This is a genomic window from Mesorhizobium sp. Arg314 (genome assembly GCF_053714275.1).
The window spans coordinates 18,001-43,881 of the sequence record NZ_JBSKBP010000024.1; the positions used below are offsets into that span (position 1 = coordinate 18,001).

Genomic DNA, 25,881 nt, shown 5'->3' on the forward strand with positions numbered 1-25,881 from the left:
AATCTCCCCCCTTGCGGGGGAGATGTCCGGCAGGACAGAGGGGGGTGCTGTCCCGCCGACGTGGCAACTGGAAAGCGCTGCCTTCTCAGGAAATGGTTATCGCCAAAGCGGGCAAACCGAAGCGTCGGCGTTCCTTCACACCCCCCTCTGTCCTGCCGGACATCTCCCCCGCAAGGGGGGAGATCGGCCTTCGGCACCGCTTTCGCCAATCGCCCAAGCACCCTCACCGCTTGATCTCCCACGTCGTCACGCGTTCGCCGGTGGCGGGATCCTTGCCATCCTTCAGCTGCACGCCCTGCGCTAGCAGCTCGTCGCGCAGGCGATCGGCCTCCGCCCAGTTCTTGGCGGCAATCAGCGCAAGCCGATCCGCGATTGCCTTGGCCACCGCCGCTTCGTCCACCTTGGCCGCGCCGACATCGAAGCCGAGGAAGATGAGCGCCGCCTTCAGCGAAGCGGCGGCGGCGTTCTCGCCATCACCGCTGAACTCGATAGCCTCTCCGGCGAGCTGCATCAGCCGCTGGAAGGCGATGTAGGTGGCGAGATCGTCTGACAGTGCTTCCACCACCTCGGCCGGCAGGTCCTTCGCGGCCGCAGGCGCCAGGTCGGCCGCGCGCTTCCATTTGCGCAGCGTGTTTTCCGCCTCCTCCAGCTTGCGCACGGAGAAGTCGATCGGCTCGCGGTAGTGCGTCATCAGCATCGCGAGCCTGAGCACCTCGCCGGGCCAGGTGCGACCGCCGAACGTCTCGGTCTCCAGCAGTTCGTGGATCGAATAGAAATTGCCGAGGCTCTTCGACATCTTCTGGCCTTCGACCTGCAGGAAGCCGTTGTGCATCCAGACATTGGCCATGACCCTGGTGCCGTGGGCGCAGCGCGACTGGGCGATCTCGTTCTCGTGGTGCGGGAAGATCAGGTCCAGCCCGCCGCCATGGATGTCGAAGACCTCGCCGAGATAGGCGGCCGACATGGCCGAGCATTCGATGTGCCAGCCGGGCCGGCCCCTGCCCCACGGGCTGTCCCAGCCGGGCTCTTCCGGGCTCGACAATTTCCACAGAACGAAATCGCCGGGGTTCTTCTTGTGGGCGTCGACGGCGATGCGGGCGCCTGCCTGCTGCTCGTCGAGATTGCGCTTCGACAATTCGCCGTAATCCGGCATCGACGCGGTGTCGAACAGCACCTCGCCGCCGGCGACGTAGGCGTGGCCGCGCTCGATCAGCTGCCGGATCAGCGACAGCATGTCGGCCTTGCCGTCGGCGCGGGGTGCTACAAACTCGGTCGCGCGCGGCTCAAAGGTCGGCTGCAGGCAGCCGAGGGCTGCGACATCCTTGTGGTACTGGTCGGCGGTCTTTTCGGTGACCTTGCGGATGGCATCGTTGAGCGAAAGCTTTCCAGACGCGATATCGTCGCCGAAATCGCGCAGCGCCCTGGCATTTATCTTGTCGTCGACGTCCGTGATGTTGCGCACATACGTGACTTGGCCTTCGCCATAGACTTGGCGCAACAGACGGAACAGCACGTCGAAGACGATCGCCGGACGCGCATTGCCGATATGGGCGAAGTCGTAGACGGTCGGGCCGCAGACATACATGCGCACATTTTGCGGATCGATCGGAACGAAACGCTCCTTCGCCCGCGTTAGCGTGTTGTAGAGGCTGAGGCCCTTCGATGCGTCAGACATGCGTGCCCTTCCGATCCCTTAGATTGGTCGGAGCCTTGTCTGCGCCGCAGGCACAAATCGGGCTCCAGCCTGCTGGCCGGGGCGTTTGTCCACTCTAGGGAAAGATGAGGCGAAAACGTCCGGACCAGCGCGAGGCTAGCCAATAATGCAAATGCCACAAATGGCGAAAGACGTTTTCATGGGCGGCTTTATCGCGCTGGCAGGTGTTGCCGTCAAGTCGCTCCGCTGCGGAAAGATGTCGCCGGATCACAGGTAAAGACAGGCCGAAACATTTTATTAAACATGTCGGCACAGTGATGAAGCATTCGCCGGCTAGACCGCCAGATGTCACGATTTGGTCGGAATCAGCCGCCAAACGCTGCACACGAAACCGTTACCAGGGAAGAGAAAAATGGCTCGTAACAAGCAGGAACAGAACCGACAAACGCAGCCCGCACTGGCCAGCCACTACCGCGCGATCGGCCCGGCGGCAATCGTCGCGGCCCTTCTTCACACCGCAAAGAAGAAGAAGCCGGCGCAGAAGATCGTTTCGCCGCGCGCCGCCTGAAACGGCACGACCGGCGCAGTCCCCGACGATGGGGACGCCGGCGATGAGGGCGCCATAGAGCGCCCTGGAGATGAAGGCCCCAAAGCAGCCTCCCGAGGCAGCTTCGCTAAAACAAGGTCATCTGGTTTTCGTCCGCGCCGGGTCTCTGGCGCCTGACCTTTTCGGCTTGCGGCCCGACGACGCCCCGCTCCTGAATCTCCGGCCCGGTGTTGGCGACCTTGTTGACAAGGTCGCCAACCGGAATCGCTTCGAAGAAATCGGGTTCGGCTGGCTTGAGCAGGTCGAGCACGTCGCGCGGCTCCTGCGTACGGCAATCGAGCCAGCGGCTGAAGTCGCGTTCCTCGATCACCACCGGCATGCGGTGATGGATATGGGCGATGCCGGCATTGGCCTCAATCGTGAGAATCGCGCCGGTGTCCATTTCCGAGCCGCCCGGTTCGGCATAGGTCTCGATCAGCCCGGCGAAAGCGATCACGCCGCCTTGCTTCGGCCGGATCCAGTAGGGCTGGCCCTTCTTGCCGCCCGACTGCTGCCACTCGTAAAAGCCGGAGGCCGGCACGAGAGCGCGACGATGGCGCATGGCGGTCTTGAACGAGGCCTTCTGCAGCACGCCTTCGGAGCGGGCGTTGAAGAGCAGCGGAAACGCCTTGGTGTCCTCGACCCAGGCCGGGATCAGGCCCCAGCGCACCAGCATCGCCTGCCGGTCCGGCAAGTTCGAGCCCGGCTCCCGTTGCGGCCCGGCAAGCGTCATCAGCACCGGCTGTGTCGGCGCGATGTTGTAGCGCGCGGGAAATTTCTCCAGCTCTGCCAGGCCAAGCAAGGCGGCTGTCTGGTCCGGCGTGGCGGTCAGGGCAAATCGTCCGCACATGGATCTGGGCTCGTCGATTGATGCGCCATGAAAGTGGCGATGGAACCGCCACGCCGCAACGGCTAAAACCCGGTCGGACCAGTCGGTCCACAACAGGATGCGGAAAACTCGGCGACCCCATGGAACAGCGCAAGATCATACCGGCCGTTTCGGTCGCCATCGTGCGTGGCAGGACGGTGCTTCTGGTCAAGCGCGCGCGGGCGCCGTCGCAAGGGCTCTACGCCTATCCCGGCGGCAAGGTCGAGCCGGGCGAAACGCTTATGCAGGCCGCGGCGCGCGAGTTGCTTGAAGAAACCGGGCTCGAGGCCTGCGACTACCGCCCGCTGCGCGACATCCATATCGACGGCAGCGGCGAAAATCATGCGGTCGACTATCGCCTGACGGTATTCGGCGCAACCTATGCCGGAGGCGTGCCGGTGGCCAGCGACGATGCCGAGACCGCGGCCTTCTACACGCTGGCCGAAATGGCGCAGATGCCGCTTGCCGATGCAGTGCTTGAGGTTGCCAAAGCGTTGCTTAGGGATTCGCATAAATAGCTTCGAGAGCGCAACGTTATGACTTCCAGGCGTTTGCGCCGCCCCTCACCTGCCTGCCGGCATCCTCTCCCCGTATAGCGACGGGGAGAGGGACGCTATCGCCGGCGACAGCGCCAATGACCAACGTGGCAGGAAATGCGCCAGCGTGGCGGCCAGCACTTTCTCCCCGTCACTATACGGGGAGAAATGCCCGGCAGGGCAATGAGGGGCGGCGCAAACCTGGACAGGTGAACTCCAACTTTCGTCAGGCAACCAATGGTCTCCCAAAATCGCCTTGCGGGCGACGAATTGTTTGGTCACATAAGTCCATGACCCGCGCTTCCCCTCTTCTCGCCGCGTGCCTCGCCGTCAGCATCGCCGTCGCGGCGTCCCCGGCGCGCGCCACCGAGGCGCCTTTCGAGCCCGGGCTGATGCGGCTGGCGGAAGTGCTGGGATCGCTGCATTTCCTGCGCAACCTGTGCGGCGAAAAAGGCGACCAGTGGCGGGTCGAGATGGAAAAGCTGCTCGAATCGGAAAACCCCGGTCCCGACCGGCGTGCCCGCTTCATCGCATCCTTCAACCGCGGCTACCGGTCCTTCAGCGGCATCTATACGCAATGCACGCCTTCGGCGACCGAGGCCATCGCCCGCTACATGAAGGAAGGCGAGACGCTGTCGCGCGACATCGCTTCGCGCTACGGCAATTGAGGCCGGATCGGCGGCCAGCACGCGTTTTGCGCAGATTTCTTGTGACAATCGGCGCCAATGTGACGTGGCTTATTGTCTCCTGTCCCGCTCTGGTGCAATCATGTGTTGCACTTTCGCAACAGCGTTAATGAAACGTTAGCGCGCAATTGTGGAATTAACTCAAACTGAAGGTTTTGATGCCGCAAGCCGGTCTAATCGGCTAAGCTCGGCATCGATTGAGGACAGTCTCGCCGGCAATGTAGATTTCGACCCTAGAATTGTCGTATTTACAAAGACTTAGTTGAGACTGCGGACGAACTGACAGGCCAAGCCCAGATCCATCGGTCGGATCGCCGCTTGCAGAAGGTGGACATCGCAATGGAACATGGTGTCAGCGACATCGACGCGTTGGTCAGGGAAGAAAAGCGCCTGACCGCCGTGGAGAGCCACAGCGAAGCCTGGGCCGAGGGCCTGTCGGCCGGCATCGAACCGGAAATCATCGCCGAGGCAGCGCTGGAGACCGCTTTCGGCGAGATGCTGCGCGCCAACGGCGAGACCTCAGCGCTCGCCCTGCTCGACCGCATGCGGGAAAAGGTGATTGCCGGCGCCTTCGAGCCGGAACGGCTGAAGCACTAGCCACCTGTTTTGACAGCGACTTTTTGACGGCGCCGCGCCGTTTGGGCATCATGCCCATGCGCTTGGACATTCGGAGCGCCGGCCGCGACCGAGCCGGGAACCATGGAGAAGCAAGCGGTGAGATTTTCGATGTCAGGCCGGCCGCGCGGGCTGGCCCTCAGCATCCCGATCGCCGCTTCCTGTCTGGCGCTGCCCCTGTGCCTCACCAGCACGCCTTCCTACGCGCTGAGCGAAATCCAGCGCGAGGACCTGCCTTCCCCGGTCACCCCGCCCGCCAATGGCGACAGCGGAGCCACCGTGCCGATGCCCGAGGCACCTGGCAACAAACCCTCGGACGGCGGCCAGCCCGCCGACGACACGGACAAGTCGGAGCCGGAGACGCCGCCCGCCAATGGCGGCATCACCAGCCCGCGCGCCGACCCCGATGCGCCGCCGCCCGCGGTCGTCTACGACCTCGACACGCTTCCCGAACCGGTCAAGCGCATGCATGGGCTGATCATCGAGACCTGCCGGACCGGCGACATCGAGAAGCTGAGGCCCCTGATCGGCAAGGGCGATGCCATGACGCAATTGTCGCTGGGCGACATTGACGGCGACCCGGTCACCTTCCTCAAGGGCCTTTCGGGCGACGGCGACGGCCAGGAAATCCTCGCCATCCTGGAAGAGGTGCTTTCAGCCGGCTACGTCCATGTCGACACCGGCACGCCGCAGGAACTCTATGTCTGGCCGTATTTCTTCGCGCTGCCGCTCGACAAGCTCGATGCCAGGCAGCGTGTCGAATTGTTCAAGCTGGTCACGGCGAGCGACTATGACGACATGAAGCAGTTCGGCGCCTACATCTTCTACCGCGTCGGCATCACGCCGACCGGACAGTGGCTGTTTTTTGTGGCCGGGGATTAAGAGCGTTGTGGCCCACTGAAGTGTCGCAACGCCGGCGGGGGCGCGAAGGAACTCTACGACAGTCGACAAATCCTATCGGCTGAAACGCTGCAATGGCTCATGCGGCAGTCAGAAGGATACCGTGGCCAAATTCGTCAGCCAATTTCATAATAAGCAGCTTCTCACGTGCCGTAAGGCGCTTTTGATCGACAAAGCGCCAGTTGCGTTCGTAAAGCGCAAAGGCCTCTTTAGCGGGGATCGGGCGCGCGACATCGCGGTTCCAGGCGAGGGCCTGGAACTCGGGAAACTCCGCGGGAATGATCGGCGCAATGTTCGCGGTCATGGCGCATCCAAGATAGTGCAGGAGCGCTTAACAAATCCAATTTTGGCAGGTTAGGCCGGCAGCGCCTCGGAAAACTCCACCGCCCTGCCCTGGCCAGGTGTCGCGATCTCACCTTCCCACATGACGCGCGTGCCGCGCACGATGGTGCCGACCGGCCAGCCGGTGACCTGCCTGCCGTCATACGGGGTCCAGCCGGCCTTTGAGCCGGCCTGCGCGTTGGTGATGGTCTCGCGCCGCTTCATGTCGACGACGGTGAAATCGGCGTCGTAGCCGGCGGCGATGCGGCCTTTTCTGGCCATGCCGAAAATCCGCTGCGGGCCGTGGCTGGAAAGGTCGACGAAGCGCTGCAGCGAGAGCCGTCCGGCGTTGACATGGTCGAGCATGATCGGCACCAGCGTCTGCACGCCGGTCATGCCCGACGGCGAGGCCGGATAAGTCTTTGCCTTCTCAGCCAGCGTGTGCGGCGCGTGGTCGGACCCCAGAACATCGACGATGCCTTGCGAAATGCCATGCCAGACGCCGTCGCGGTGGCGGGCTGCGCGCACCGGCGGATTCATCTGGATCAGCGTGCCCAGCCGCGCATAGTCGTCGGCCGTCAGCGTCAGGTGATGCGGGGTGGCCTCGCAGGTCGCGACATCCTTGTGCTGCTCGAGGAAGACGATCTCCTCGGCCGTCGAGATGTGCAGCACATGGATGCGCGCGCGTGTCTGCCTGGCGATGCGCACCAGCCGCTCGGTGCAGCGCAGCGCCGCGATCTCGTCGCGCCAGACGGGATGCGACGACGGATCGCCCTCGATGCGTTCGCCGAGCCGTTCGCGCAGACGGAATTCGTCCTCCGAATGGAAAGCCGAGCGGCGGCGGGTGTTGCGCAGGATCGAAGCGACACCTTCATCGTCCTCGACCAGAAGATCGCCGGTGGACGAACCCATGAACACTTTAATGCCGGCTGCTCCCGGCAGCCGTTCCAATTCGCCGACATCGCCGGCATTGTCGCGCGTGCCGCCGACCCAGAAGGCGAAGTCGCAATGCATGCGGCCGGTGGCGCGGCGCACCTTGTCGGCGAGCGCCGCCTCGCTGGTGGTCAGCGGATTGGTGTTGGGCATTTCGAAGACGGCGGTGACGCCGCCCAGCACGGCGGCGCGGGAGCCGGTCTCCAGATCTTCCTTGTGCTCCAGCCCCGGTTCGCGGAAATGCACCTGGCTGTCGATAACGCCCGGCAGGATATGCAGGCCCTCGCAATCGATGGTTTCGCCGGCCGAGGCCTGGGTAAGATCGCCGATTGCCGCGATGCGGCCGTCCTTGACGCCAACGTCGCGAAAACCCTCGCCGTCATGGTTGACTACCGTGCCGCCTGTCAGGATGAGGTCGAAGGTGGTTGCCATGGGCAGGTCCAATCTCTTGCGGGGGGAGTGTGGCCGGCTTACGTAATGACCGAACGTTTTGCAAGATCAGGCCGATTTCACGCTCATGCCCTTTACCCAGATCAAGGACCGCGCGCTCATTTCCGTGTCAGGCCCCGATGCCGAGCATTTCCTGCAGAACATCCTCACCACCGATCTCGACACGCTCGAGCCGGGCCAGGCAAAGCCCGGCGCGCTGCTTTCGCCGCAGGGCAAGATCCTGTTCGATTTCCTGATCTCGCGCGCCGGCGACAACGGCTTCCAGTTGGAATGCCGGGCCGACATCGCCGACGATTTCGTGCGCCGGCTGATGCTTTACCGGCTAAGGGCCAAGGCCGATATTGCCAAGCAGGATCAGGCGCTTGTCACGGTCGCATGGGGCGATGATTCAACCGCCTCGGTTTCTGATTCAACGGCGCTTGCCGATACGCGCTTCCGCGATGTGGCGGTAAGGCGCATCTATGGCGGCGAAGCAAAGGACGGCGGCGATGCGAATGCCTGGCAGGCCCTTCGCATTGGCAACGGCATCGCGGAAAGCGGTTCAGACTACCAGCTCGGCGACGCGTTCCCGCATGATGTGCTGCTCGACGAAACCGGCGGCGTCGGCTTCAAGAAGGGCTGCTATATCGGCCAGGAAGTGGTCTCGCGCATGCAGCACCGCGGCACGGCCAGACGCCGTGTCCTGATTGCCGTCGCCGCCGGTCCGCTGCCCACTTCAGGGACCGAGCTCACCGTTGCCGGCCGGCCAGTGGGCGCGCTCGGGTCTGTCGGCGACCGGACCGGTCTTGCCATTGCCCGCATCGACCGCGTCAAGGCGGCGACCGATGCCGGCGAGGCGATCTTGGCGGGCGAGGTTCCGGTGACGCTCGCGATTCCCGCATGGGCGAAGTTCTCCTTCCCGCAGGACGCGGCAAGCGCGGAGGAGGCCTGATGGCGGCCGACCGGGCCGGTGCGCCGCCGCGCGCCTGGCAACGCATGCTCTCCGGACGGCGGCTCGACCTGCTCGACCCATCGCCGCTCGACATCGAGATTGCCGACATCGCGCACGGCCTTGCCCGTGTCGCCCGCTGGAACGGCCAGACCAGCGGCGATCATGCTTTCTCCGTCGCGCAGCATTCGCTGCTGGTCGAGGCGCTCTATGGCGAACTGGCGCCGGAGGCTACGGCCGAGGCGCGGCTCGCCGCCCTGCTGCACGACGCGCCCGAATATGTCATCGGCGACATGATCTCGCCGTTCAAATCGGTGATGGGCGGCTCCTACAAGGATTGCGAGCTGCGCCTGCAGCACGCCATCCATTTGCGTTTCTCGTTGCCGGCGGAGCTCGCCGCCTCCTTGCGCAAAGACATCAAGCGTGCCGACCAGATCGCCGCCTATTACGAGGCGACGCTGCTGGCCGGCTTTTCAACGGCGGAAGCGACCGAGTATTTCGGCCGGCCGCGCGGCTTCTCCGCCGACCGCTTTGACTTCTCGCCAAAATCCGTCACTTGGGCGCAAACAGCTTTCCTTAGGCGTTTCAAGACGCTGGAAGCCAAGCGCCAGTTTTCGCTTGCCGTGAGTTCAACCCCATAAAAGAACGCTAAATTAACCCGGGACTAGGACAGTATGCGTTCGGTCTCGGTCCGAAGGCGTGCTCATGCCTGACGCACATGTCAAGACTGGTTCGGCTGCCGGCAGGCGGAAGGCGGCCGGCATTGGTCCGGTGCGGCGAATAGCGGAAGAATTGCGGGCCCAAAACGAGCGCTTCGCGGCGGCCGTCGAGAACATGTCGCATGGGCTGTGCATGTTCGATGCCGATGAGCGGATGATCATCTGCAACCGTAACTACATCGATATATTCAGCCTGGACGCCAAAGTGGTAAAGCCTGGCATTCGTTTCTTCGACATCTTGCAGCACAGCGTCGACATCGGCATCGCCTCGCAGAGCGCAGCCGAGCTCTACGCAATCCGCAAGCCTTACATCGACGGTGCCAAGCCTTCGGCCTACGAGGAAGTTCTGTCGGACGGGCGCATCATCGTCATTTCGCATCGGCCGATCGCCGTCGGCGGCTGGGTTTCGATCTACCAGGATGTGACCGAGCAACGGCGCGCCGAGGCGGAGTTGAAAGAGCAGCATCGCCGCTTCGACGCCGCCTTGGCCAACATGTCGCAAGGCCTGCTGATGTATAGCGCCAAGGGCCGCCTTATCGTGCGCAACCAGCGCTTTCTGGATCTGTGCAACGCCAAGGCGTCGGACTTCACGCTTGGCATGACACATCGCCAGATGCTGGGGAAACTCATCCGTCTCGGCATCTTCGCGCCACTCGAAATCGACGTTGAAGTCGGGAAAACCAAAGCCAGGCTGGAGGCCGGCCAGTCACATTCCAGCTATCGCGAATTGGTCGACGGCCGAACGCTCTTCGTCTTGCGGCGGCCGCTCGCCGGCGGCGGGTGGGTGGCGACCTTCGAGGATGTCACCGAGCGCCGGCGCGCCGAAGAGCGCATGACGCATCTCGCGCATCACGACACGCTGACCAATCTGCCCAACCGCTCGATGTTTCGCGAACGGCTGGACCAGGCGCTTGGCGAGGCCAAGGCCCAGCCGCTGGCGATCTTCTCGCTCGACCTCGACCGCTTCAAGGCCGTCAACGATACGTTCGGCCACCCGGCCGGAGACTGGCTGCTGAAATGCGTTGCCAAGCGGTTGCAGCATTCCGTGCGTAGCCGCAAGGATGTGGTGGCGCGCTTCGGCGGCGACGAGTTCGCTATCATCCAGTTCGGCATCAAGAGCGTCGCCGACGCCGAAAAGCTCGCCAAGCGCATCGTCGAGATCGTCGGCAAACCCTATCGCGACAAGGGGCGCGAAATTCATGTGGGCGTCAGCCTCGGCATCGCGCTCCATCCCGGCGACGGCCAGGATGCCGACACGCTGCTCACCAACGCCGACATGGCGCTCTACCGGGGCAAGAGCGAAGGACGCAATGTCTATCGCTTCTTCGAGCCGGGCATGGATGCCCTGATGCGGGAGCGCCGTGCGCTTGAAGTCGATCTCGAAACAGCACTCTCCAAGCGCGAATTCGAGCTCGATTTCCAGCCGATCCTCAACATCGGCTCCGGCAAAATCGTCGGCGCGGAAGCCCTGATGCGCTGGCGCTCGCCGTCGCGCGGCCTGGTGTCGCCGGAAAACTTCATCGCCGTCGCCGAGGAAACCGGATTGATCGTGCAGCTCGGCGACTGGGCGCTGCGCAAGGCTTGCAACGTGGCTGCGAACTGGCCTCGGGACATGCGCATCGCCGTCAACGTCTCGGTCGTGCAGATCAAGAGCGGCGGCTTCGCCCGCAGCGTGATCTCGGCACTTGCCTTTTCCGGCCTGCCGGCCAGCCGCTTGGAGCTAGAAATCACCGAAACGGTGATGATGGACGAAAGCGATGCGGTGCTGAAGACGCTCAGACAGTTGCGCGGCCTCGGCGTGCGCATCGCGCTCGATGATTTCGGCACCGGCTATTCCTCGCTCGGCTATCTCCGACGCTTCCCCGTCGACAAGATCAAGATCGACCGCTCCTTCGTCCGCGATCTCGACAAGCGCGACACCGCGGCGATCGTGCGCACCGTGATCGGGCTCGGCGCCGAGCTCGGCATCACCGTCACCGCCGAAGGCGTCGAGACCGAGGCGCAGCTCGACATGCTGCGCAAAGCCGGCTGCGGCGAGGCGCAAGGCTATCTGATCGGCGTGCCGACCAAGGCGTCCCACATGGGCCGGCTGCTGCGCGCGCAGGCGCTGCTGCGCCAATCGGGCTGACGTCGAACCTCGTTAATCAACGCAGCGTCCCGATGTATTTCTCGTGGAAGCTCACATAGCCTGGCTCGACCACTTTGAGATGCCGCTCGATCAGCCGGTGGAATTCCGGCAGTTGATGGAACGGCACGCCGGGATAGGCGTGGTGCTCGGCATGATAAGGCATGTTCCAGGCGAGCTTGCGCACGAACCAGTTGGTCAGCGTCGTGCGGGTGTTTTCCAGCATGTTGGCGACAAAGGGACAACGACCATGCTCGGCCAGCAGATAGAGCCGCAGGAACGGCTGGCCAAGCAGCGCTGGCACGATCCAGACATAGAGCAGCACCGATGCCTTGAACCAGACGGCAAGCGCCAGCACGACGACATAGAAGGCGATCATCGCCCGCGCCTCGGCTTTCACTTTCGGCAGGCCTTTCGGCGGCACGTAACTGTCCCGGCAGCCACCGGTCGCATTGGTGTAGAGCGTCTTGAAATGGCCCCGCCACACCGGCAGCCCGGAGACGTGGACGAGGTATTGCCGCAAGGTTTCGGGCTTCGGGAAGGCCAGCTCCGGATCGTTTTCAGGGTCCTGGGTGAAGCGGTGATGGGCGAAGTGGAAATAGCGGAACCAGTCGGCGGGCAGCGCGATCGCCAGGCTGCAGAAACGCGCGACCATATCGTTCAGCCGCTGGGTTTCGAACGCCGTCCCGTGCACGGTTTCATGCAGCACCGTGAACAGGAACACGATCAGGACGCCCTGCGGCAGCATCAGGAGTGGCCAGAACGGCACTTGTGCCGCGATCAGCGCGCCGAGAAGAATGATCGCGCCGAGATGGAGAGCGAACTGGACAAGGCCCGGCCCGTCCGATTTGCCGGTCAGCCGGCCGCGTTCCTCATTCGTCAGCGAGGCTATCACGTAGCGATGGTCGACGGTTGCGTCGTGGTCGATTGCGTTCATGGGGTCACGATACCCAGAAAGAAACCTTTCGAAAAACGAGGATTTCTGCAAAATAGATAAGCTCACCTTATCTTTTGGATTGCCATGGTCGCCCTTCCCTCCTTGCGCGGACTTCAGGCCTTCGAAGCGGCAGCGCGGACAGGCAGCTTCGCGGCCGCCGCGGAGGAGCTGTCGGTTTCGGCCGCGGCCGTCAGCCAGCTTATCCGCACCGTCGAGGAACAGATGGGGCGAAAACTGTTCCACCGGGTCAACCGGCGCGCGGTGCTTACCGAGGCCGGGGTGGAGATGCTGCCGAGGCTCAGCATGGCCTTCCGGGAAATCGGCAGTGTCGCGCGCGATATTGGCGGCGATGCTTTCCGGCCAAGGCTCATCGTTTCGGTGCCGCCCTCGATGGCGATGGGCTGGCTTTCGGAGCGCCTCGCCGGCTTCATCGGCGGCCATGGCGCCGCCGACATTTCGCTTAGAGGCGACGACGATCCGGTGCCGTTCGAACATGAATTGATCGACATCCGCCTCTCTTACGGTCCTCATTATCGGGAGCATCCGACCGAGGAGGTCGTCAGGGACGCCGTCTATCCGGTCTGCGCGCCGATGCTCGCCGGCGCGATCAAATCCGACAGCCTTGCCGGCCTGCCGCTCATTCACACCGATTGGGGACCGACCGGAGCGTCCTTTCCATCTTGGCGCAACTGGTTCGAGGCGGCGGGAGGCGAGCCGGGCCGCATGGCACAGCGCGGTCTTTCGGCCAATTCGTCGCGAGCAGCGCTCGATCTCGCCATTTCAGGACTGGGCGTGGCGCTGGCGCAGGGCGTCTACTGTGCCCAGGCACTGGAAGACGGAAAGCTGATCCGGCCCGTGGCCCGATCGCTGGAGTTGCGCCAACCCTATTGCCTGACGATCCCGGAACGCAGCGCAAAGCGCGATGTCGTGGGCGCGTTCCGGGAATGGCTGGTCGAGGAATGCGTGCGCGCAGTCAAATCACCGGTGCTCGGCACCCTGTCAATTTGAGAAATGGCGAGCCAGGTAGGCCCGCTCAGAGATGGCCGGCCAATGCCGCTACCATGTCCTTGCTGCTGGCCACGGGAACGATCTCGAACTCGACCAAATCCGCCCATTCGATGACCCAGCGCTGCAGCACCGTCGCATCGTCGGCTTCGACCAGCATGAAGCAGCGGCTCATGTCGCCGGCGATCCAGCTGTGATGCACGACGAGCTCATCCGGCTTCAGGCGGCCCTTATCGCGGAAGCGGCGGTAGATTTCCTTGCGGTCGGCGCCGTGAAAATCCTCGATCACGAAAAACAGCATTCTTCCCCCAAATGATTATCGCTCCAGGCGTTCCAGGAACCACTGCGTCAACCGCACCCACAGCTCGTCCTTCTCGCCGGAATCCTCCCAGCCATGGTCGAGATTGGGATTGTCGTTGACTTCGATGACGAAGACCCCGTCCTTGGTCTCCTTGAGGTCGACGCCGTAGAGGCCGTCGCCGATGCACTTTGCCGCCCGGACCGCCGTCTCGACGACATGCGGCGGCGTCTGCTTCAGCGTGAAGGTCTTGATGCCGCCCTGGTCGGGCTTGCCGCTGGCCTTGTGGTTGACGATCTGCCAGTGCTTCTTCGCCATCAGATAATGCACGGCAAACAGCGGCTGGCCGCCGAGCACGCCGACGCGCCAGTCATATTCGGTCGGGATGAATTTCTGGGCGATCAAGAGATCGGAATCTTCCAGCCACTCGGTCGCGAGCTTGGTCAGCTCAACCATGTTCTCGCATTTCTTGACGCCGCGCGAGAAGGACGAATCCGGGATCTTCAGCACCAGCGGGAAGCCAAGCATCTGCGCCGCCACCTCGAAGTCGGACGTGCCGGCGATCATCACCGTCGGCGGCACCGGCACCTTGTTGTAGGTCATCAACTCGTTGAGATAGACCTTGTTGGTGCAGCGGATCATCGACAGCGGATCGTCGATCACCGGCATGCCTTCCTGCTGGGCGCGGCGCGCGAAGCGGTAGGTATGGTTGGAGATCGACGTGGTCTCGCGAATGAACAGCGCGTCGTAATTGGCGAGCTTGGCGAGATCCTTCCTGGTGATCGGCTCGACTTCGACGCCCATCTTCTCGGCGATCCTCGCCCAATAGCGCAGCGAGGAAATCTCCGACGGCGGCAATTCCTCATGCGGGTCGACCAGCGTCGCAAACGTATAGCGTGCCGGCGTGCGGCCCTTGGTGTCGCGCCATTCGCGATTGGTGTAGGTGTCCAGGCACTGCAGGAAGAACTCGTCCTCGTCCTCGGTCATGCGGGCAAGCGGCAGGAAGCCGATCTTGCGGATCGAGGCCCATTCGGCGCTGTCCTTGATATGAACCTCAAGCGCCGGCGCACGGAACCAGTCGAACAACAGCTTGGCGAAACGGTCCCATATTTTCGACGGACCGATGCCGAAGAAGATCGCGACCTTCGCCGGAAAAGTCCCGCCGAGGTCCTTGCGGCATTTGTTGAGTGCAAGCTCGAGCTCGGGCAGCGCGTGCTCGTAAAGCTTGCGCTCCGAAAGGTCGATCATGGTCTCGACGGTAGGGATCACCCTGTGGCCGCGCGAGCCGGCAAGCAGCGAGGCGTAGTAGCCGCGGCTCTGATAGCCGTAATTGTTCGACAGGTTGATCACCTTCGGCCGCTGGCCGCGGAACAGCGCCGGATGCGCGAGATAGTCGCGGTTGGTGATGATCTTGTGGGGTGTGGCCACCTGATCGAGATCGTTCTGCCTGCCTGTTAAGATGACCCAGGTCATTGTCTCAGCGTTTTCCCAGAGTGATGGCGGCGCGCAAGCCGTCGCGGCCGAATTGCGCCATGTTCATGAAGATATCGTAGGGCACCGGAATGTTCGCGGCATCGAGGATCGTTTCCTGCCTTTCATCCTCGACCCAGGGGTCGTGGATCAGGATATGGTCGCCATCGTCGCCGATGGCCAGCACCCAATGCGGCACCTTCTTGCCGAACATCAGGAAGCCGCTGATCAGCACCACCACCAGCTTGCCCTCGGCCAGAGCGTCACGGATGTCGCCGATGCAGAACGGGCGGTAATTGACAGGGATGCCGTAAAGTTCGGCGCGGCGGCGGAAATCGACCTGGGCAAGCTCCATCACCCGTCGCTTGTCCTCGCTGCGCACCGACTGCAGGAACAGCGCGCCGTAAAAGGAGACGAATATCTCGGCGGCAAGCCCGCTCTCGTAGCCGGAGACCGCCAGGCCGAAGGGCTCGCAGCCGCCCGGCCCCGACATCATGAACACGGTGGTGGCCTCGCGCCACAGGCGGATTTCCATGACCGGGTCTGGCACGAAGCCACGGTCGAAATTGGCCATCGCCATCATCAGACAGCATGGGCCGCAGGTGAACTCGCAGGTCTGCTGGTAGAACGGCACCTTGGTCGCCGTCGGCGTGTCGCCGCGCAGCGTCCTTTCGTAGCGCAGCGCCGTCGCGCCATCCTCGTAGTAGTCGGCCTCCCGGCCTAGTTTTCGATAGCCGGCCTGCTCGTAGATACGGATGGCGCGATCATTGTCCTCGCGCACTTCAAGGCGCAGCAACAGCCGGTCGTGCTCGAAGGCCGCTTCCTCGGCAGCCGCCAGCAGAAGGCGGCCGATACCGAGCCGACCGAAGAAGGGACCGACAGCGATGGAATAGAGCCGCGCGACGCCGCTGCCCTTGCGAAACAGCACCACCGCATAGCCGGCGACACGGCCCTCGTTCTCGGCCACCAGCATCTCGGCGGTCTCGCGTTCGATGAACTGACGGAAGGAGCGGCGCGAGAGCCTGTCGCCTGGAAAGACAGCCTTCTCGATGGCGGCGAGGTCATCGACGTCTGACGCGCGGGCCTTTCGAATCTCGGCAGGCATGCGGGCTTGGGAGAACCTCGATTGGATTGTGGAAACGGCCCCGGTGGATGCGTCGCAAATACTGGCCGAAGCGCCAGCATTCATCAAGCGCTATCGCTCCTTGATTAGGGCCGAATTGTGACAGTTCCGACACGGGCCGAAAAGGCCGAAGTGTTTGGACAGAGTTGCCGTTCAAAGGACTGCCGGCCGCGAAAAACGCAGCCGGTTCAGCTCGATATGCCGGCCAGAAGCTGGCCATAAGCGCTCTTTGCGACATCCGACAATCGCTCCGGCGGCAACGAGCCGACGACGGCGCAAGCATAGCCCTTGTCGAGCCAGTAGACAGCCTCCGGTCCGCCCCCCTCGGCCGTATAGGTGCCCTTGGATGTCGCGGACGATTCGGCGGTGACGAAGAGCGAAATTCGCTCGCCCTTGGCGTCCTCGTAGAGCAGCATCGCCGCCTTGCCCTGGCCACCGGCCGGCAGCAGCCGGCCGCCGACCAGCTCGAAGCCCTCGGCCGCCAGGTCGGGCGCAATCAGCTTCAGCCCGACGCGGTTCGACAGCCAGGTCTGCAGATGATCCCTGTCGCTCGCCGGGACCTCGACGGCATGACGCTTCTCGGCGGCGTAGATGACATGGGCGGCGATCGCCTGTTCGGCGAGCCGGTCGTCGCCGTCGCCGCCATGGCCGATGCTGTCGATGCCGGCGACATAGCCGCCGAGGCCGCCAACGGCGAGCACCACGGCAGCCGCGGCCGAGAGCCACCAGCGCGAGCGCCAGGCAGGCGCTTTCGCCGGCGCCTCGCCGAACACTGCCTGACGCAGCCTTGCCGGCACCGGCTCGTCCATCACGCCGGCCAAGGCGGCGCGCATGGCGGCGCGGTCGGCAATATAGCGCGCGGACCTCGCTTTCATTTCGGGATTGGCCTCGAGCCAGGCGTCATAGGCCATGCGCTCCTCGCCCGGCAATTCGCCGTCGAGGGCCATATGGATATCGCGTTCGGAAAAATCGCGGCGGGTCATTTCTCGACGATCCTTATCGAGCGGCGGCGCGAAGAGTCGTCGAGCAGGCCTCGCAATTCCTCGCGGCCACGCGCGATGCGCGACATCAGCGTGCCGGCCGGCACGCCAAGGATGTTGGCGGCCTCGGCATAGGAAAAGCCCTCGATGGCGACCATCACCAATGCCGCGCGGCGATCGGGGCTGATCGCCTGCAGGGCATCCATGATCTCGCGCGAAGCGATGCCTTCGACCTGATCGGCGGGCGCGGACTGGGCTTCACCGGCCTCGAGAGGCAGCATCGCCGCCTCGCCGCGCCGGTTGACCTTGCGCATCTGGTCGATGAACAAGTGGTGCATGATCGTAAACAGCCACCTCCGGGGGCTTTCTCCAGTCTGCCAGTTGTCGAGCCGCACAAGCGCCCGCTCCAGGCAATCCTGGACAAGGTCGTCGGCGGAATCGCGGTCGCGCAGCAGCGAGCGCGCATAGCGCCGCAACCGCGGTATTTCGCTCAGGATCGCTGCCTTCTTGTCGTCCATGACCGCTTGTTTCGAGGTCGCTTTCCATCCGATAGAACGCGCCTTCCCGGCGCGGTGCAAGCAGTCAGCGCGAAGCGGCCAACCGCTGCGATTACCCAAGCACGCAGATAACGATGGCGCAGGGCGGTTTATTCCATGCCTCATTGGCGATTCGCAGCATGACGATTGAAAATTTCTTCAACCCACGTATATTCATATCGTATATTCCGAATATTCATATTGGAATATACGACATGGAGGTTGAAATTTGTCTTTGTATATCCGAGACGACGAGGTCGACGCGCTGGCTCGCCAGCTACAGTCGGCCATAAAGGCGCCCACAAAGACGGAAGCAGTGCGGATTGCGCTCAAACGTGAACTTGAGCGCGCGCAGGCTGTTCTTCCATTGAGCGAACGCGTCAAAAAATTTCAGGACGCTCTCAAGGCGCTCGGTCCAGACGACCCTGACTTCGACATGAAGAAATTCATGGACGAAGGATGGGGCGATCTTTGATGTTTCTCGATGCTTCCGCCATCATCGCGATCATTTCGGAAGAAGCAGATGCGCACCGTCTTCTCAAGAGAGTGGAATCTGCTGAGAAGCTCTATTTCTCGCCGAGTTCGGCATTCGAAGCGATCGTTGGGATAGCTCGCAGGAAATCCGTGGCGGAACGCGGCGACCAGGTTCCGACGCCGCCGGCCCTGATCGAACAATGTCAAACGATCGTCTTAGGCTTCCTGGCCGAACTCAAGGCGGTGGAGATTCCGCTGGACACGAAGATTCGAGAACTCGCGGTCAAGGCCGCCTACGATTATGGTCGATATTTCGGCCATCCTGCCAAACTGAATTTCGGCGACTGCTTCAGCTATGCGTGCGCCAAAGCCTACCGCGTGCCTTTGCTGTACAAGGGTGATGATTTCTCGCAGACCGATTTAGCCTGATCTATCCAGCCTCGGGTTTCGCCGCCCGCGTCAAAAGCCGCTGATAGAACAGGCCTATCCCGATCAGCACGGCGCCGAGACCGATGAAGGAGAGCGCGCGCAGCACGCCTTCCAGCTCCGACATGTCGAAGAGGAACACCTTCACCACTGCGACCGCGATCAGCACCGCGGACGCGATGCGCAGCACCTGCGATTTAAGCCAGACGCCGGCGGTGAGCAGCGCCACGCCGATGACCAGCCAGAGCGCCGAATACGTGTAGGTCTCGAGCTGGCCAAGCCCGCTCCACAAGGCGATGAACTCGCCCTTGAACAGGCGTCGCACCGACAGCGTCGCATAGGCGAAGGCAAGCAGCGAGGCGATCAGCGCCAGCATCGCCGCATACCATCGCGGGCGCTTGTCGCGGACATAGAGCGCCAGCGCGCCGGCGGCGATCGCCGGCAGCAGATAGGCGAGGAACAGAAGGTTGAAGACCGGGATCGTGCCGGTAGACTCGTCCGTCAGCAGCGGGTTCAGCACCACGAAATGCTGAACGGCGATCAACCCTGCCGAGACCACGCCGGCAGCCATCGAGCCATAGCGCAGAACCGGGCTTGGCGAGCGCATGTCGATGGCGACCAGTATGGCGCCGGCGCCAAGTGCGATCAGCGTGTAGATCGCCTGTTCGGCAAGTGTCACCGTGCCGGTGTCGATGACGCCGCCATGCATGGCGTGGCGCACCAGCATGGCAATGGCGAGCAGCGCGAACAGCGCCGAGGCCGCCTCCATGGCAAGGCGCGGCCGGCCGTTGGTGGTGCGGGCGAGTTGCCAGGCCGCGAAGCCGAAGGCGAGCGCCGGCACGCCATAGCCCGGCAGCAGCCAGTTGAAGACGGGCGTCCTGGACAGAAACGCCGCGCCGACGATGGTCGGATCGAAGGCGACGCGACCAAGCACGGCGACCGCCGCGGCAACCGCGATCCAGCCCAGCACGGGGTAAGACCGCCAGCGCGTGGCCAGCGCCGGCACGATCGCGGCGGCGGCGAGCAGCACGGTCGTCCAGCCCGAACCGAAGGCCATGTGCAGCATCAGGAGGCCGGCGACACCGGCTCCGCCGAGCGCGAACGACACGGCCGGGCCGCCGGCCAGCGGCGGCTCCTCGGCACGCGCGATCCATTCGCCGCCGGCGGCAAAGGCGAGCATCAGCAACAGCGCCGGCAGCGCGTAGCCGAAGTCCCGGTCGATATCGCCGAAGGTCAGCCACAGCGCCAGGAGCACCACCAGCGGAGCAACGACACCCCAGGCCGCCCAGCAAGCCGCGCGCACCGGAGCAGTGGCAGCGAAGCGGCGTGCCGCCCAGAAACCGGCGGCGAGGAAGATCAGGCCAAGCGCGATGCCGATGCGGAAAGTCAGCGTGTCGGACGACGCCAGGGGCCGAGCGTCCAGCCCGACATCGAGCGCGTCCGCCCCGATCGTCGCGGGCGGGATGATGCCGAGATAGATCAGCGCGGTCGCGATGCCGGCGGCAAAGACGAGCGGAAGCGCGCGCGGCCGGTAGAGCGCCACCGCGACCAGCGCGGCCAGGAGAACGGCGCCGTGCAGGGCATCGCCGGCGCGGGCAAAAGCCGGATCGACCGACAGGCCCAGCGCGCTCAACGCGATGAAGAAGCCGGGCACGATCGATGGCCAGTCGAAGCCGCGCGCCGCTCCGTCGCGGCCGGCGAGCCAGACGAAAGCCAGCACGGCCAGCGCGGCCAGGCTGATGAACAGCACTGCCGCGAGATTCACGTCCGACGCGTCGACCATGTAAAGAATGGTCCAGATGCCGGTGCCGGCGAAAGCCGCTGCCACGAGCGCCTTCCAGTCACGGATGCGGGCGGTTGCCGCGGTCGCCGCAAGCACGATCGCCAGATAGACGAACAGCGCCCAGGGATTGGGCGCCTGCGAGGCGACCAGCGCCGGCGTGGCCATGGCGCCGACGAGGCCGATGCCGGCCAGCGCCAGGCCATGCACGAGCGAAGCGCCGATGGTCGCGACGCCGATGACGCCAAGCAGCGCGAAGGCCGTCGCCGGACCGATGAAGCCATAGACGCCATGTGCCGCGTAGACCGTGCCAAACAGGATGAAGGCGCCGGCGGCCGTGAGGATGGCGGGAATATAGGCGCCGGCCGCGCCCTGCACCGGCACCTTGAAGCCGGTGCGGCGGATGAATTCGGCGCCGGCAATCAGCGCCAGGCCAAGGATGCCGGCCATGGTGAGACGTACGCCGGGGCCGAAAATGCCGGCCTCGATGGTGTAGCGGATCAGGAACAGGCCACCGAGCGCCAGCGCAATGCCGCCGACCCAGACCGCCCAGCGCGTGCCCAGCGCCGTTTCGACATCGGTCTGGCGCGCCGCCTTTGCGGGCGCGGGCGACCCTGCCGCAGGCGTTTCGCCGACGGGGGCAGGTTGCGCTGGTGCGGACGGCTCCGCGGATTGTGCCGGGCTCGTCTTGCCCTTCGTCCAGGGTCCAGCCACGGCCTCGCCTTCAATGGCCTCGGGCTTCGCGACGATCTCTTCGGCCGCGGTCGTGTCATCAGCCAATGGCGCGGCAGGTGCCGCGGGCGCCCTGGCCTCCTCTGGAACGCTTTCTTGCGAGGCATCAGCCGGCTTAGGCGCGGACAGCGAAGCATCCGACTGCATCAGGCCGCGCAGGACGGCGAGCTCGCGCTCGACCAGCGCGATGCGGTTCTGCTGGCGTGAAACGATGACGAAAAGAGCTATGACCGCGGCAATGGCAATCAGGCTGAAAAACATGGCGGTTTCCCTCAAAACCAGACCAGTCGTGGCCAACAAATGCGGCAATGAGACGGCTGGTCCAAATCAGCGTCTTGCCGACTAAAAGCGCGTCGCGCCGAAACGAATTCAGGCGACGCGCCCTTAGTCATTGTCTTGGTGCATGTCGTTCTCCCAAAACCGCTGCGCACTTTTGGGCGACATGCACTGACAAGATCGAGCATGTTTCGTGGCCGATTGCCAGCAACTTGCCGGTTTATCCAATGCCGGGCCGCCGGCGTTTGCCGATGAGATCGCGTGACTTCGGCCACGAAATACTCGTGCTATTCTCGTGCGGTCGAAGGAAATGCCGTGAGGTGACCGATGCCGCAGCGAAGTGCCGGTCTGCTGATCCACAGGCGCACTGCCGGTGTGTTCGAATTCCTTCTCGTCCACCCAGGCGGACCGTTCTGGGCGCGAAAGGATGAAGGCGCATGGTCTATCCCGAAGGGACTGATCGGCGACAACGAGGATGAGCTCGAAGCCGCCAAACGGGAAGCTGAAGAAGAGCTCGGCGTCGCCATCGACGGCGATTTCCAGCCGCTCGGCAGCTACAAGCAGCCTGGCGGCAAGATCGTGGTGGCGTGGAGCGTCGAGGCCGACGTCGACCCAAATGCCATCAAGAGCAACATGTTCACCATGGAGTGGCCGCCGAAATCGGGAAGCATGAAGGCGTTTCCCGAGGTGGATCGAGCCGGCTGGTTTTCAGTGCCCGAAGCCGGCCTCAAGATCCTGAAAGGCCAGCGCGCCATGCTCGACGATTTCCTGGAACGGCGAGGAGCGGATTAAGCGCCTTTCCCGCTACCCTGCTTCACCGGCAATCGCCCTCACCGCCGCATGATGCCGGCGCAGCGCGGCCAGGAAGCCGGCGCGGGCGTCGGGCGGCTCGAGGCCGCGCGGCTCGTAGACATGGCGGGTGAAGAAGAAGCCGCTCAGCCGGAAGGCGTCCTCAAGTGCTGCCGCATCGGCGCGCAGGCCGGAGCCGCGCTGGAGGAAGGCGGGCAGCACCAGCATCTTGTCGTGCCAGGGAGCGCCGGCGCCACGCGAGACCGCGCGTCCGGATTTCGGCGAGACATAGGCGAGATCCTGCCTGGTGCCGGTCGCCGCGCATTGGCTGAGGTCGAGGCCGAAGCCCAGCTCGTCGAGGATGAGCAGCTCGAAGCGCGCCACCAGCTCGCCCGCCGCATCGGCATCGCCGAGATGGGAAATCATCACGGCAAGCGCTTCATAGAGGCCGCCATGGGCGTCGCGCTCGGGCAGGAGCCTGAGATGCGCGGCCATGGTCTGCAGGCCGTACACGGCGACCGCGCTGTCCATCAGCCGCGCGGCGTTCATCTCGATCGCCTCGGCCTGGAAGATGCCGAGATGCTCGTCGAGCCGCGCCCGCCACAGAAGGTCGACGCGGTTGCCGGGCTGCAGCACCGGCTGCTGCTTGCGCGAGCGCCCTCCCCGCACAAGACCGAGATGGCGGCCGTGGGCGCGCGTCATCACCTCGAGGATGGCGCTGGTTTCGCCATGCTTGCGAGTGCCGAGAACAATTCCCTCGTCGCGCCATTCCATGAGCCGAGCTTTTCACCTGTTGCGCGGCGAAATCAAGATTGGCTGCCGAATAGGCCCTTTGGAACCGTCATCGCACGAGCTAGTTACTGCCTCTGTGCACATAAAGTTTATGTTGCTGACGCCAGGAGCCATTCATGCCCGAACAAACCACCAACAAAACTGATTTCTTCGACAAGGCGACCGAAGCAATCAAAGTGTCCGAGCGCGATTTCCAGCAAATCCTCAAATTGCTGGAACATCCTCCACGGCCCAACGATAAGCTACAGGCTGCGATCGCGGCTCTTCCTTGCACGTTGTGACGCTACCGGAATTGTCTCGCTAGCAAAGGGACCGTTGTAATCCGTATCACGCCCCATTTCCGATGGTCGGCAAGCACCTCATCGGTCGGTTGCGGGTCATTCATGTCGTCGTCCCAAAGCCGCTTCGCGCTTTTGGGCGAAATGCGTCAATGAGGAAACTCCAGGCCCATCTCGCGATAGCGTTCGGGGTCGTCGCCCCAGTTCTCGCGCACCTTCACGAACAGGAAGAGGTGCACCTTCTGCTCCAGGATGCCGGCGATTTCCATCCGCGCGGCCTGGCCGATGGCGCGGATCGTCTCGCCCTTGTGGCCGAGCACGATCTTCTTCTGGCTGTCGCGCTCGACATAGATGACCTGCTCGATGCGGACCGAGCCGTCCTTCTTCTCTTCCCATTTCTCGGTTTCGATATGGGAGGAATAGGGAAGCTCCTGATGGAGCCTCAGATAAAGCTTCTCGCGCGTGATCTCGGCCGCGAGCTGGCGCATCGGCAGGTCGGAGATCTGGTCTTCCGGATAGTACCAGGGGCCGGCGGGAAGCGTCTGGGCGAGATAGTCGAGCAGGTCCTTGCAGCCGGAGCCGGTCAGCGCCGACACCATGAAAGTGCGCTTGAACGGCACGCGTTCATTCGCGGTCGCGGCCAGTGCAAGAAGCGTCTCGGGCTTGACGCGGTCGACCTTGTTGAGGACCAGCAACATCGGCTGCCGCACGTCCTTCAGCCGGTCGAGGATGGTATCGGCATCCCCCCTTATGCCGCGCTCGGCATCGATCAGCAGCACCACGACATCGGCATCCTTGGCGCCGCCCCAGGCGGTCGTCACCATCGCCGTGTCCAGCCGCCGCTTCGGCTTGAAGATGCCCGGCGTGTCGACGAAGACGATCTGCGCGTTGTCATGCGTGGCGATGCCGCGCACGATGGCGCGGGTGGTCTGCACCTTGTGGGTGACGATCGACACCTTGGCGCCGACCAACTGGTTGACCAGCGTCGACTTGCCGGCATTGGGCGCGCCAATCAGCGCGACGAAACCGGAGCGGGTGTTGGGGGTCTCGGGAGATTGGTTTGCGGTCATGCCGCGCTCCATACGCCCTCGCGCAGCAAAAGAGTAGCCGCCGCGGCCTGCTCGGCCTCGCGCTTGGAGCGGCCACTGCCGGTCGCCGGAGCAAAAGAGCCGACCTTGACGCTTACGGTGAACAGCGGGTCGTGGTCCGGTCCCTCGCGGCCGTCGATCCGGTAGGCCGGCACGGCGCCGGCGGCTGCCTGGTGCGCCCATTCCTGCAATTCGGTCTTGGCGTCGCGCCGCGCAGCACCTATCGCCTGCGAGCGCGGTAGCCAGTAGCGGTGGATGAACGCGCGGGCAGTCTCAAGGCCACCATCCAGGTAAAGCACGGCAATCAGCGATTCCAGCGCATCGGCGCGCAGATTGGTGCGCTTGCGGCCTTCGAGGTTGCGCACGTCGGAGCCGGCTCGGACCAGTTCCGGCAGGCTGATCTCCTCAGCGATTTCGGACAGCGCCTCGGCATTGACCAGCGCGTTGAGACGCAGCGAAAGCTCGCCCTCGGCGGCATCGGGAAAGGCCGCGAGCAGCATGTCGGCAACGATAAGGCCGAGAACACGGTCGCCCAGGAATTCGAAACGCTCATAATCGATGCCGGCATGGGTCGAACGCGCGCTCGCGTGGGTCAGCGCGCGCTGCAGGCGCTGGCGGTCGGCAAAGACGTGGCCGGTACGCTCGACAAGCGCCTCGGCAAGGGCATCGGCGGTCAAACGCTTGCTAGCCGCCATGGCCTTACAGCTTGATCCCGAAAAGTGGGACCCGGTTTTTGGAGAAGATCAAGCTCCCACAAAAAGTTAGATCAGGATGGCGATTCAACGGAACGTCATCCTGATCTAATGGACGAATTGGAACAGGCGCCCGGCGCGCATCAGCGACGGCCACTTCCAGATCTCGAGCGGGCTCGCCTTGCCGGCGATCGAGAAGAAGATGAGATTGGCGCGGCCCACCAGGTTCTCGGCCGGCACGAAGCCGACGGTGAAGCGACTGTCGGAAGAATTGTCGCGATTGTCGCCCATCATGAAGTAATTGCCGGCCGGCACGGTCCATTCGCGCGTGTTGTCGCCGATCGAATTCGGCGTCAGGTCGAGCGTGTCGTAGCTGACACCGTTCGGCAGCGTCTCGCGATAGACGTCGACCGGCTGAGGCACTTCGGTGATGTCGGGATTTTCGATCTGGCCGGTCTTCACGCGCGGCACGCCGACGTCATTGATGAAAAGCTGGCCATCCTTAATCTGGATCTTATCGCCGGGCAGACCGACGACGCGCTTGATGTAGTCGACCGACGGATCCGGCGGGAACTTGAATACCACAACGTCGCCGCGCTTGGGCTCGGAGCCCCAGACGCGGCCGGAGAAGAGATCGGGACCGAACGGCAGCGAATAGCGCGAATAGCCGTAGGACCATTTGGTGACGAAGAGATAGTCGCCTTCGAGCAGCGTCGGCCGCATCGAGCCGGACGGAATTGAGAATGGCTGGAAGAGCAGCGTGCGGATGACGAGCGCGAGCAGCAGAGCCTGGATGATGACGGAGAAGGTTTCACCAAGCCCGCCGGATTTCTTCTGCGATTTTTCAGCCACGCTCATGTCGTCCTCGATTGTGCGATGTTGGT

The 25,881-nt window shown here is 63.7% G+C and carries 28 protein-coding genes; 13 read left to right on the forward strand and 15 right to left on the reverse strand.

Going from position 1 to position 25,881, the window contains the following annotated elements; translation table 11 throughout:
- Positions 1-223 precede the first annotated feature (223 nt).
- Complete coding sequence (cysS, locus tag ACWGS9_RS22840; protein WP_454507382.1) at positions 224-1,675, reverse strand: cysteine--tRNA ligase; 1,452 nt, start codon at positions 1,673-1,675, stop codon at positions 224-226.
- 391 nt (positions 1,676-2,066) lie between these two features.
- Here cysS and ACWGS9_RS22845 point away from each other — a divergent pair, with 391 nt between their 5' ends.
- Positions 2,067-2,222 (forward strand): hypothetical protein, encoded by a 156-nt coding sequence (locus ACWGS9_RS22845; RefSeq protein ID WP_112095803.1) that lies wholly within the window; start codon positions 2,067-2,069, stop codon positions 2,220-2,222.
- A gap of 106 nt (positions 2,223-2,328) precedes the next feature.
- On the opposite strand, the gene ACWGS9_RS22850 is transcribed toward ACWGS9_RS22845, so the two are convergent.
- Positions 2,329-3,090 (reverse strand): SOS response-associated peptidase, encoded by a 762-nt coding sequence (locus ACWGS9_RS22850; RefSeq protein ID WP_454507383.1) that lies wholly within the window; start codon positions 3,088-3,090, stop codon positions 2,329-2,331.
- 119 nt (positions 3,091-3,209) lie between these two features.
- Here ACWGS9_RS22850 and ACWGS9_RS22855 point away from each other — a divergent pair, with 119 nt between their 5' ends.
- The 4 genes from ACWGS9_RS22855 to ACWGS9_RS22870 all read left to right on the forward strand — a co-directional run bounded on the left by ACWGS9_RS22855 (position 3,210) and on the right by ACWGS9_RS22870 (position 5,827).
- Positions 3,210-3,626, forward strand: a complete 417-nt coding sequence (locus tag ACWGS9_RS22855; protein ID WP_454507384.1) for an NUDIX hydrolase — start codon at positions 3,210-3,212, stop codon at positions 3,624-3,626.
- 308 nt (positions 3,627-3,934) lie between these two features.
- Positions 3,935-4,312, forward strand: a complete 378-nt coding sequence (locus ACWGS9_RS22860; RefSeq protein ID WP_454507385.1) for a TIGR02301 family protein — start codon at positions 3,935-3,937, stop codon at positions 4,310-4,312.
- Positions 4,313-4,669: 357 nt separating this feature from the next.
- Positions 4,670-4,927 (forward strand): hypothetical protein, encoded by a 258-nt coding sequence (locus tag ACWGS9_RS22865; protein WP_040984202.1) that lies wholly within the window; start codon positions 4,670-4,672, stop codon positions 4,925-4,927.
- A 117-nt stretch (positions 4,928-5,044) separates the two neighbouring features.
- Positions 5,045-5,827: a hypothetical protein gene (locus tag ACWGS9_RS22870; protein WP_454507386.1), complete on the forward strand. Its 783-nt coding sequence runs from the start codon at positions 5,045-5,047 to the stop codon at positions 5,825-5,827.
- A 97-nt stretch (positions 5,828-5,924) separates the two neighbouring features.
- On the opposite strand, the gene ACWGS9_RS22875 is transcribed toward ACWGS9_RS22870, so the two are convergent.
- Together ACWGS9_RS22875 and ACWGS9_RS22880 are read right to left on the reverse strand one after the other, a co-directional pair.
- Positions 5,925-6,149 carry a hypothetical protein gene (locus tag ACWGS9_RS22875; protein ID WP_454507387.1) on the reverse strand — a complete coding sequence of 75 codons (225 nt, stop codon included), beginning with the start codon at positions 6,147-6,149 and terminating at the stop codon, positions 5,925-5,927.
- A 50-nt stretch (positions 6,150-6,199) separates the two neighbouring features.
- On the reverse strand, positions 6,200-7,531 hold the full coding sequence (locus ACWGS9_RS22880; RefSeq protein WP_454507388.1) for a dihydroorotase: 1,332 nt from the start codon (positions 7,529-7,531) through the stop codon (positions 6,200-6,202).
- Between the two features lie 85 nt (positions 7,532-7,616).
- Here ACWGS9_RS22880 and ygfZ point away from each other — a divergent pair, with 85 nt between their 5' ends.
- From ygfZ to ACWGS9_RS22895, 3 genes are all read left to right on the forward strand, one after another.
- On the forward strand, positions 7,617-8,480 hold the full coding sequence (gene ygfZ / locus ACWGS9_RS22885) for a CAF17-like 4Fe-4S cluster assembly/insertion protein YgfZ (RefSeq protein ID WP_454507389.1): 864 nt from the start codon (positions 7,617-7,619) through the stop codon (positions 8,478-8,480).
- The gene (locus tag ACWGS9_RS22890) at positions 8,480-9,118 is read left to right on the forward strand and encodes a YfbR-like 5'-deoxynucleotidase (RefSeq protein WP_454507390.1); all 639 of its coding nucleotides are present in this window, start codon (positions 8,480-8,482) and stop codon (positions 9,116-9,118) included. The genes ygfZ and ACWGS9_RS22890 overlap by 1 nt, the downstream gene beginning before the upstream one ends.
- A gap of 64 nt (positions 9,119-9,182) precedes the next feature.
- Positions 9,183-11,324 (forward strand): putative bifunctional diguanylate cyclase/phosphodiesterase, encoded by a 2,142-nt coding sequence (locus ACWGS9_RS22895; RefSeq protein WP_454507391.1) that lies wholly within the window; start codon positions 9,183-9,185, stop codon positions 11,322-11,324.
- Positions 11,325-11,340: 16 nt separating this feature from the next.
- On the opposite strand, the gene ACWGS9_RS22900 is transcribed toward ACWGS9_RS22895, so the two are convergent.
- Positions 11,341-12,258, reverse strand: coding sequence for a fatty acid desaturase family protein (locus tag ACWGS9_RS22900; protein WP_454507392.1), 918 nt, complete (start codon positions 12,256-12,258; stop codon positions 11,341-11,343).
- A gap of 84 nt (positions 12,259-12,342) precedes the next feature.
- On the opposite strand from ACWGS9_RS22900, the gene ACWGS9_RS22905 reads away from it, so the two are divergent.
- Positions 12,343-13,266 (forward strand): LysR substrate-binding domain-containing protein, encoded by a 924-nt coding sequence (locus ACWGS9_RS22905; RefSeq protein ID WP_454507393.1) that lies wholly within the window; start codon positions 12,343-12,345, stop codon positions 13,264-13,266.
- A 25-nt stretch (positions 13,267-13,291) separates the two neighbouring features.
- Here ACWGS9_RS22905 and ACWGS9_RS22910 read toward each other — a convergent pair whose 3' ends face one another.
- From ACWGS9_RS22910 to ACWGS9_RS22930, 5 genes are all read right to left on the reverse strand, one after another.
- Positions 13,292-13,564: a DUF3303 domain-containing protein gene (locus ACWGS9_RS22910; RefSeq protein ID WP_434721861.1), complete on the reverse strand. Its 273-nt coding sequence runs from the start codon at positions 13,562-13,564 to the stop codon at positions 13,292-13,294.
- A 15-nt stretch (positions 13,565-13,579) separates the two neighbouring features.
- On the reverse strand, positions 13,580-15,034 hold the full coding sequence (locus ACWGS9_RS22915; RefSeq protein ID WP_454507394.1) for a RimK family protein: 1,455 nt from the start codon (positions 15,032-15,034) through the stop codon (positions 13,580-13,582).
- Positions 15,035-15,038: 4 nt separating this feature from the next.
- On the reverse strand, positions 15,039-16,136 hold the full coding sequence (locus ACWGS9_RS22920) for a peptidase C39 family protein (protein WP_454507395.1): 1,098 nt from the start codon (positions 16,134-16,136) through the stop codon (positions 15,039-15,041).
- A gap of 206 nt (positions 16,137-16,342) precedes the next feature.
- Positions 16,343-17,137: an anti-sigma factor family protein gene (locus ACWGS9_RS22925; RefSeq protein WP_454507396.1), complete on the reverse strand. Its 795-nt coding sequence runs from the start codon at positions 17,135-17,137 to the stop codon at positions 16,343-16,345.
- Complete coding sequence (locus tag ACWGS9_RS22930; RefSeq protein WP_454507397.1) at positions 17,134-17,652, reverse strand: sigma-70 family RNA polymerase sigma factor; 519 nt, start codon at positions 17,650-17,652, stop codon at positions 17,134-17,136. Before ACWGS9_RS22930 ends, ACWGS9_RS22925 begins: the two co-directional genes overlap by 4 nt.
- A gap of 247 nt (positions 17,653-17,899) precedes the next feature.
- Between ACWGS9_RS22930 and ACWGS9_RS22935 the strand changes: the two genes are divergently transcribed.
- Together ACWGS9_RS22935 and ACWGS9_RS22940 are read left to right on the forward strand one after the other, a co-directional pair.
- The gene (locus ACWGS9_RS22935; RefSeq protein ID WP_454507398.1) at positions 17,900-18,145 is read left to right on the forward strand and encodes a type II toxin-antitoxin system VapB family antitoxin; all 246 of its coding nucleotides are present in this window, start codon (positions 17,900-17,902) and stop codon (positions 18,143-18,145) included.
- On the forward strand, positions 18,145-18,573 hold the full coding sequence (locus tag ACWGS9_RS22940; RefSeq protein ID WP_454507399.1) for a type II toxin-antitoxin system VapC family toxin: 429 nt from the start codon (positions 18,145-18,147) through the stop codon (positions 18,571-18,573). Before ACWGS9_RS22935 ends, ACWGS9_RS22940 begins: the two co-directional genes overlap by 1 nt.
- A 1-nt stretch (position 18,574) precedes the next feature.
- Here ACWGS9_RS22940 and ACWGS9_RS22945 read toward each other — a convergent pair whose 3' ends face one another.
- Complete coding sequence (locus ACWGS9_RS22945) at positions 18,575-21,343, reverse strand: DUF2339 domain-containing protein (RefSeq protein ID WP_454507400.1); 2,769 nt, start codon at positions 21,341-21,343, stop codon at positions 18,575-18,577.
- 342 nt (positions 21,344-21,685) lie between these two features.
- Between ACWGS9_RS22945 and ACWGS9_RS22950 the strand changes: the two genes are divergently transcribed.
- Positions 21,686-22,150, forward strand: a complete 465-nt coding sequence (locus ACWGS9_RS22950) for an NUDIX domain-containing protein (protein ID WP_454507401.1) — start codon at positions 21,686-21,688, stop codon at positions 22,148-22,150.
- Between the two features lie 12 nt (positions 22,151-22,162).
- On the opposite strand, the gene recO is transcribed toward ACWGS9_RS22950, so the two are convergent.
- Complete coding sequence (gene recO / locus ACWGS9_RS22955) at positions 22,163-22,921, reverse strand: DNA repair protein RecO (RefSeq protein WP_454507402.1); 759 nt, start codon at positions 22,919-22,921, stop codon at positions 22,163-22,165.
- Between the two features lie 134 nt (positions 22,922-23,055).
- On the opposite strand from recO, the gene ACWGS9_RS22960 reads away from it, so the two are divergent.
- The gene (locus ACWGS9_RS22960) at positions 23,056-23,220 is read left to right on the forward strand and encodes a type II toxin -antitoxin system TacA 1-like antitoxin (RefSeq protein WP_454507403.1); all 165 of its coding nucleotides are present in this window, start codon (positions 23,056-23,058) and stop codon (positions 23,218-23,220) included.
- Positions 23,221-23,366: 146 nt separating this feature from the next.
- Here ACWGS9_RS22960 and era read toward each other — a convergent pair whose 3' ends face one another.
- The 3 genes from era to lepB all read right to left on the reverse strand — a co-directional run bounded on the left by era (position 23,367) and on the right by lepB (position 25,855).
- Positions 23,367-24,299, reverse strand: a complete 933-nt coding sequence (gene era / locus ACWGS9_RS22965; RefSeq protein ID WP_454507404.1) for a GTPase Era — start codon at positions 24,297-24,299, stop codon at positions 23,367-23,369.
- Positions 24,284-25,000, reverse strand: coding sequence for a ribonuclease III (gene rnc, locus ACWGS9_RS22970; RefSeq protein ID WP_320311815.1), 717 nt, complete (start codon positions 24,998-25,000; stop codon positions 24,284-24,286). Before rnc ends, era begins: the two co-directional genes overlap by 16 nt.
- Positions 25,001-25,105: 105 nt before the next feature.
- Complete coding sequence (gene lepB / locus ACWGS9_RS22975) at positions 25,106-25,855, reverse strand: signal peptidase I (protein WP_454507405.1); 750 nt, start codon at positions 25,853-25,855, stop codon at positions 25,106-25,108.
- Positions 25,856-25,881: the final 26 nt, after the last annotated feature.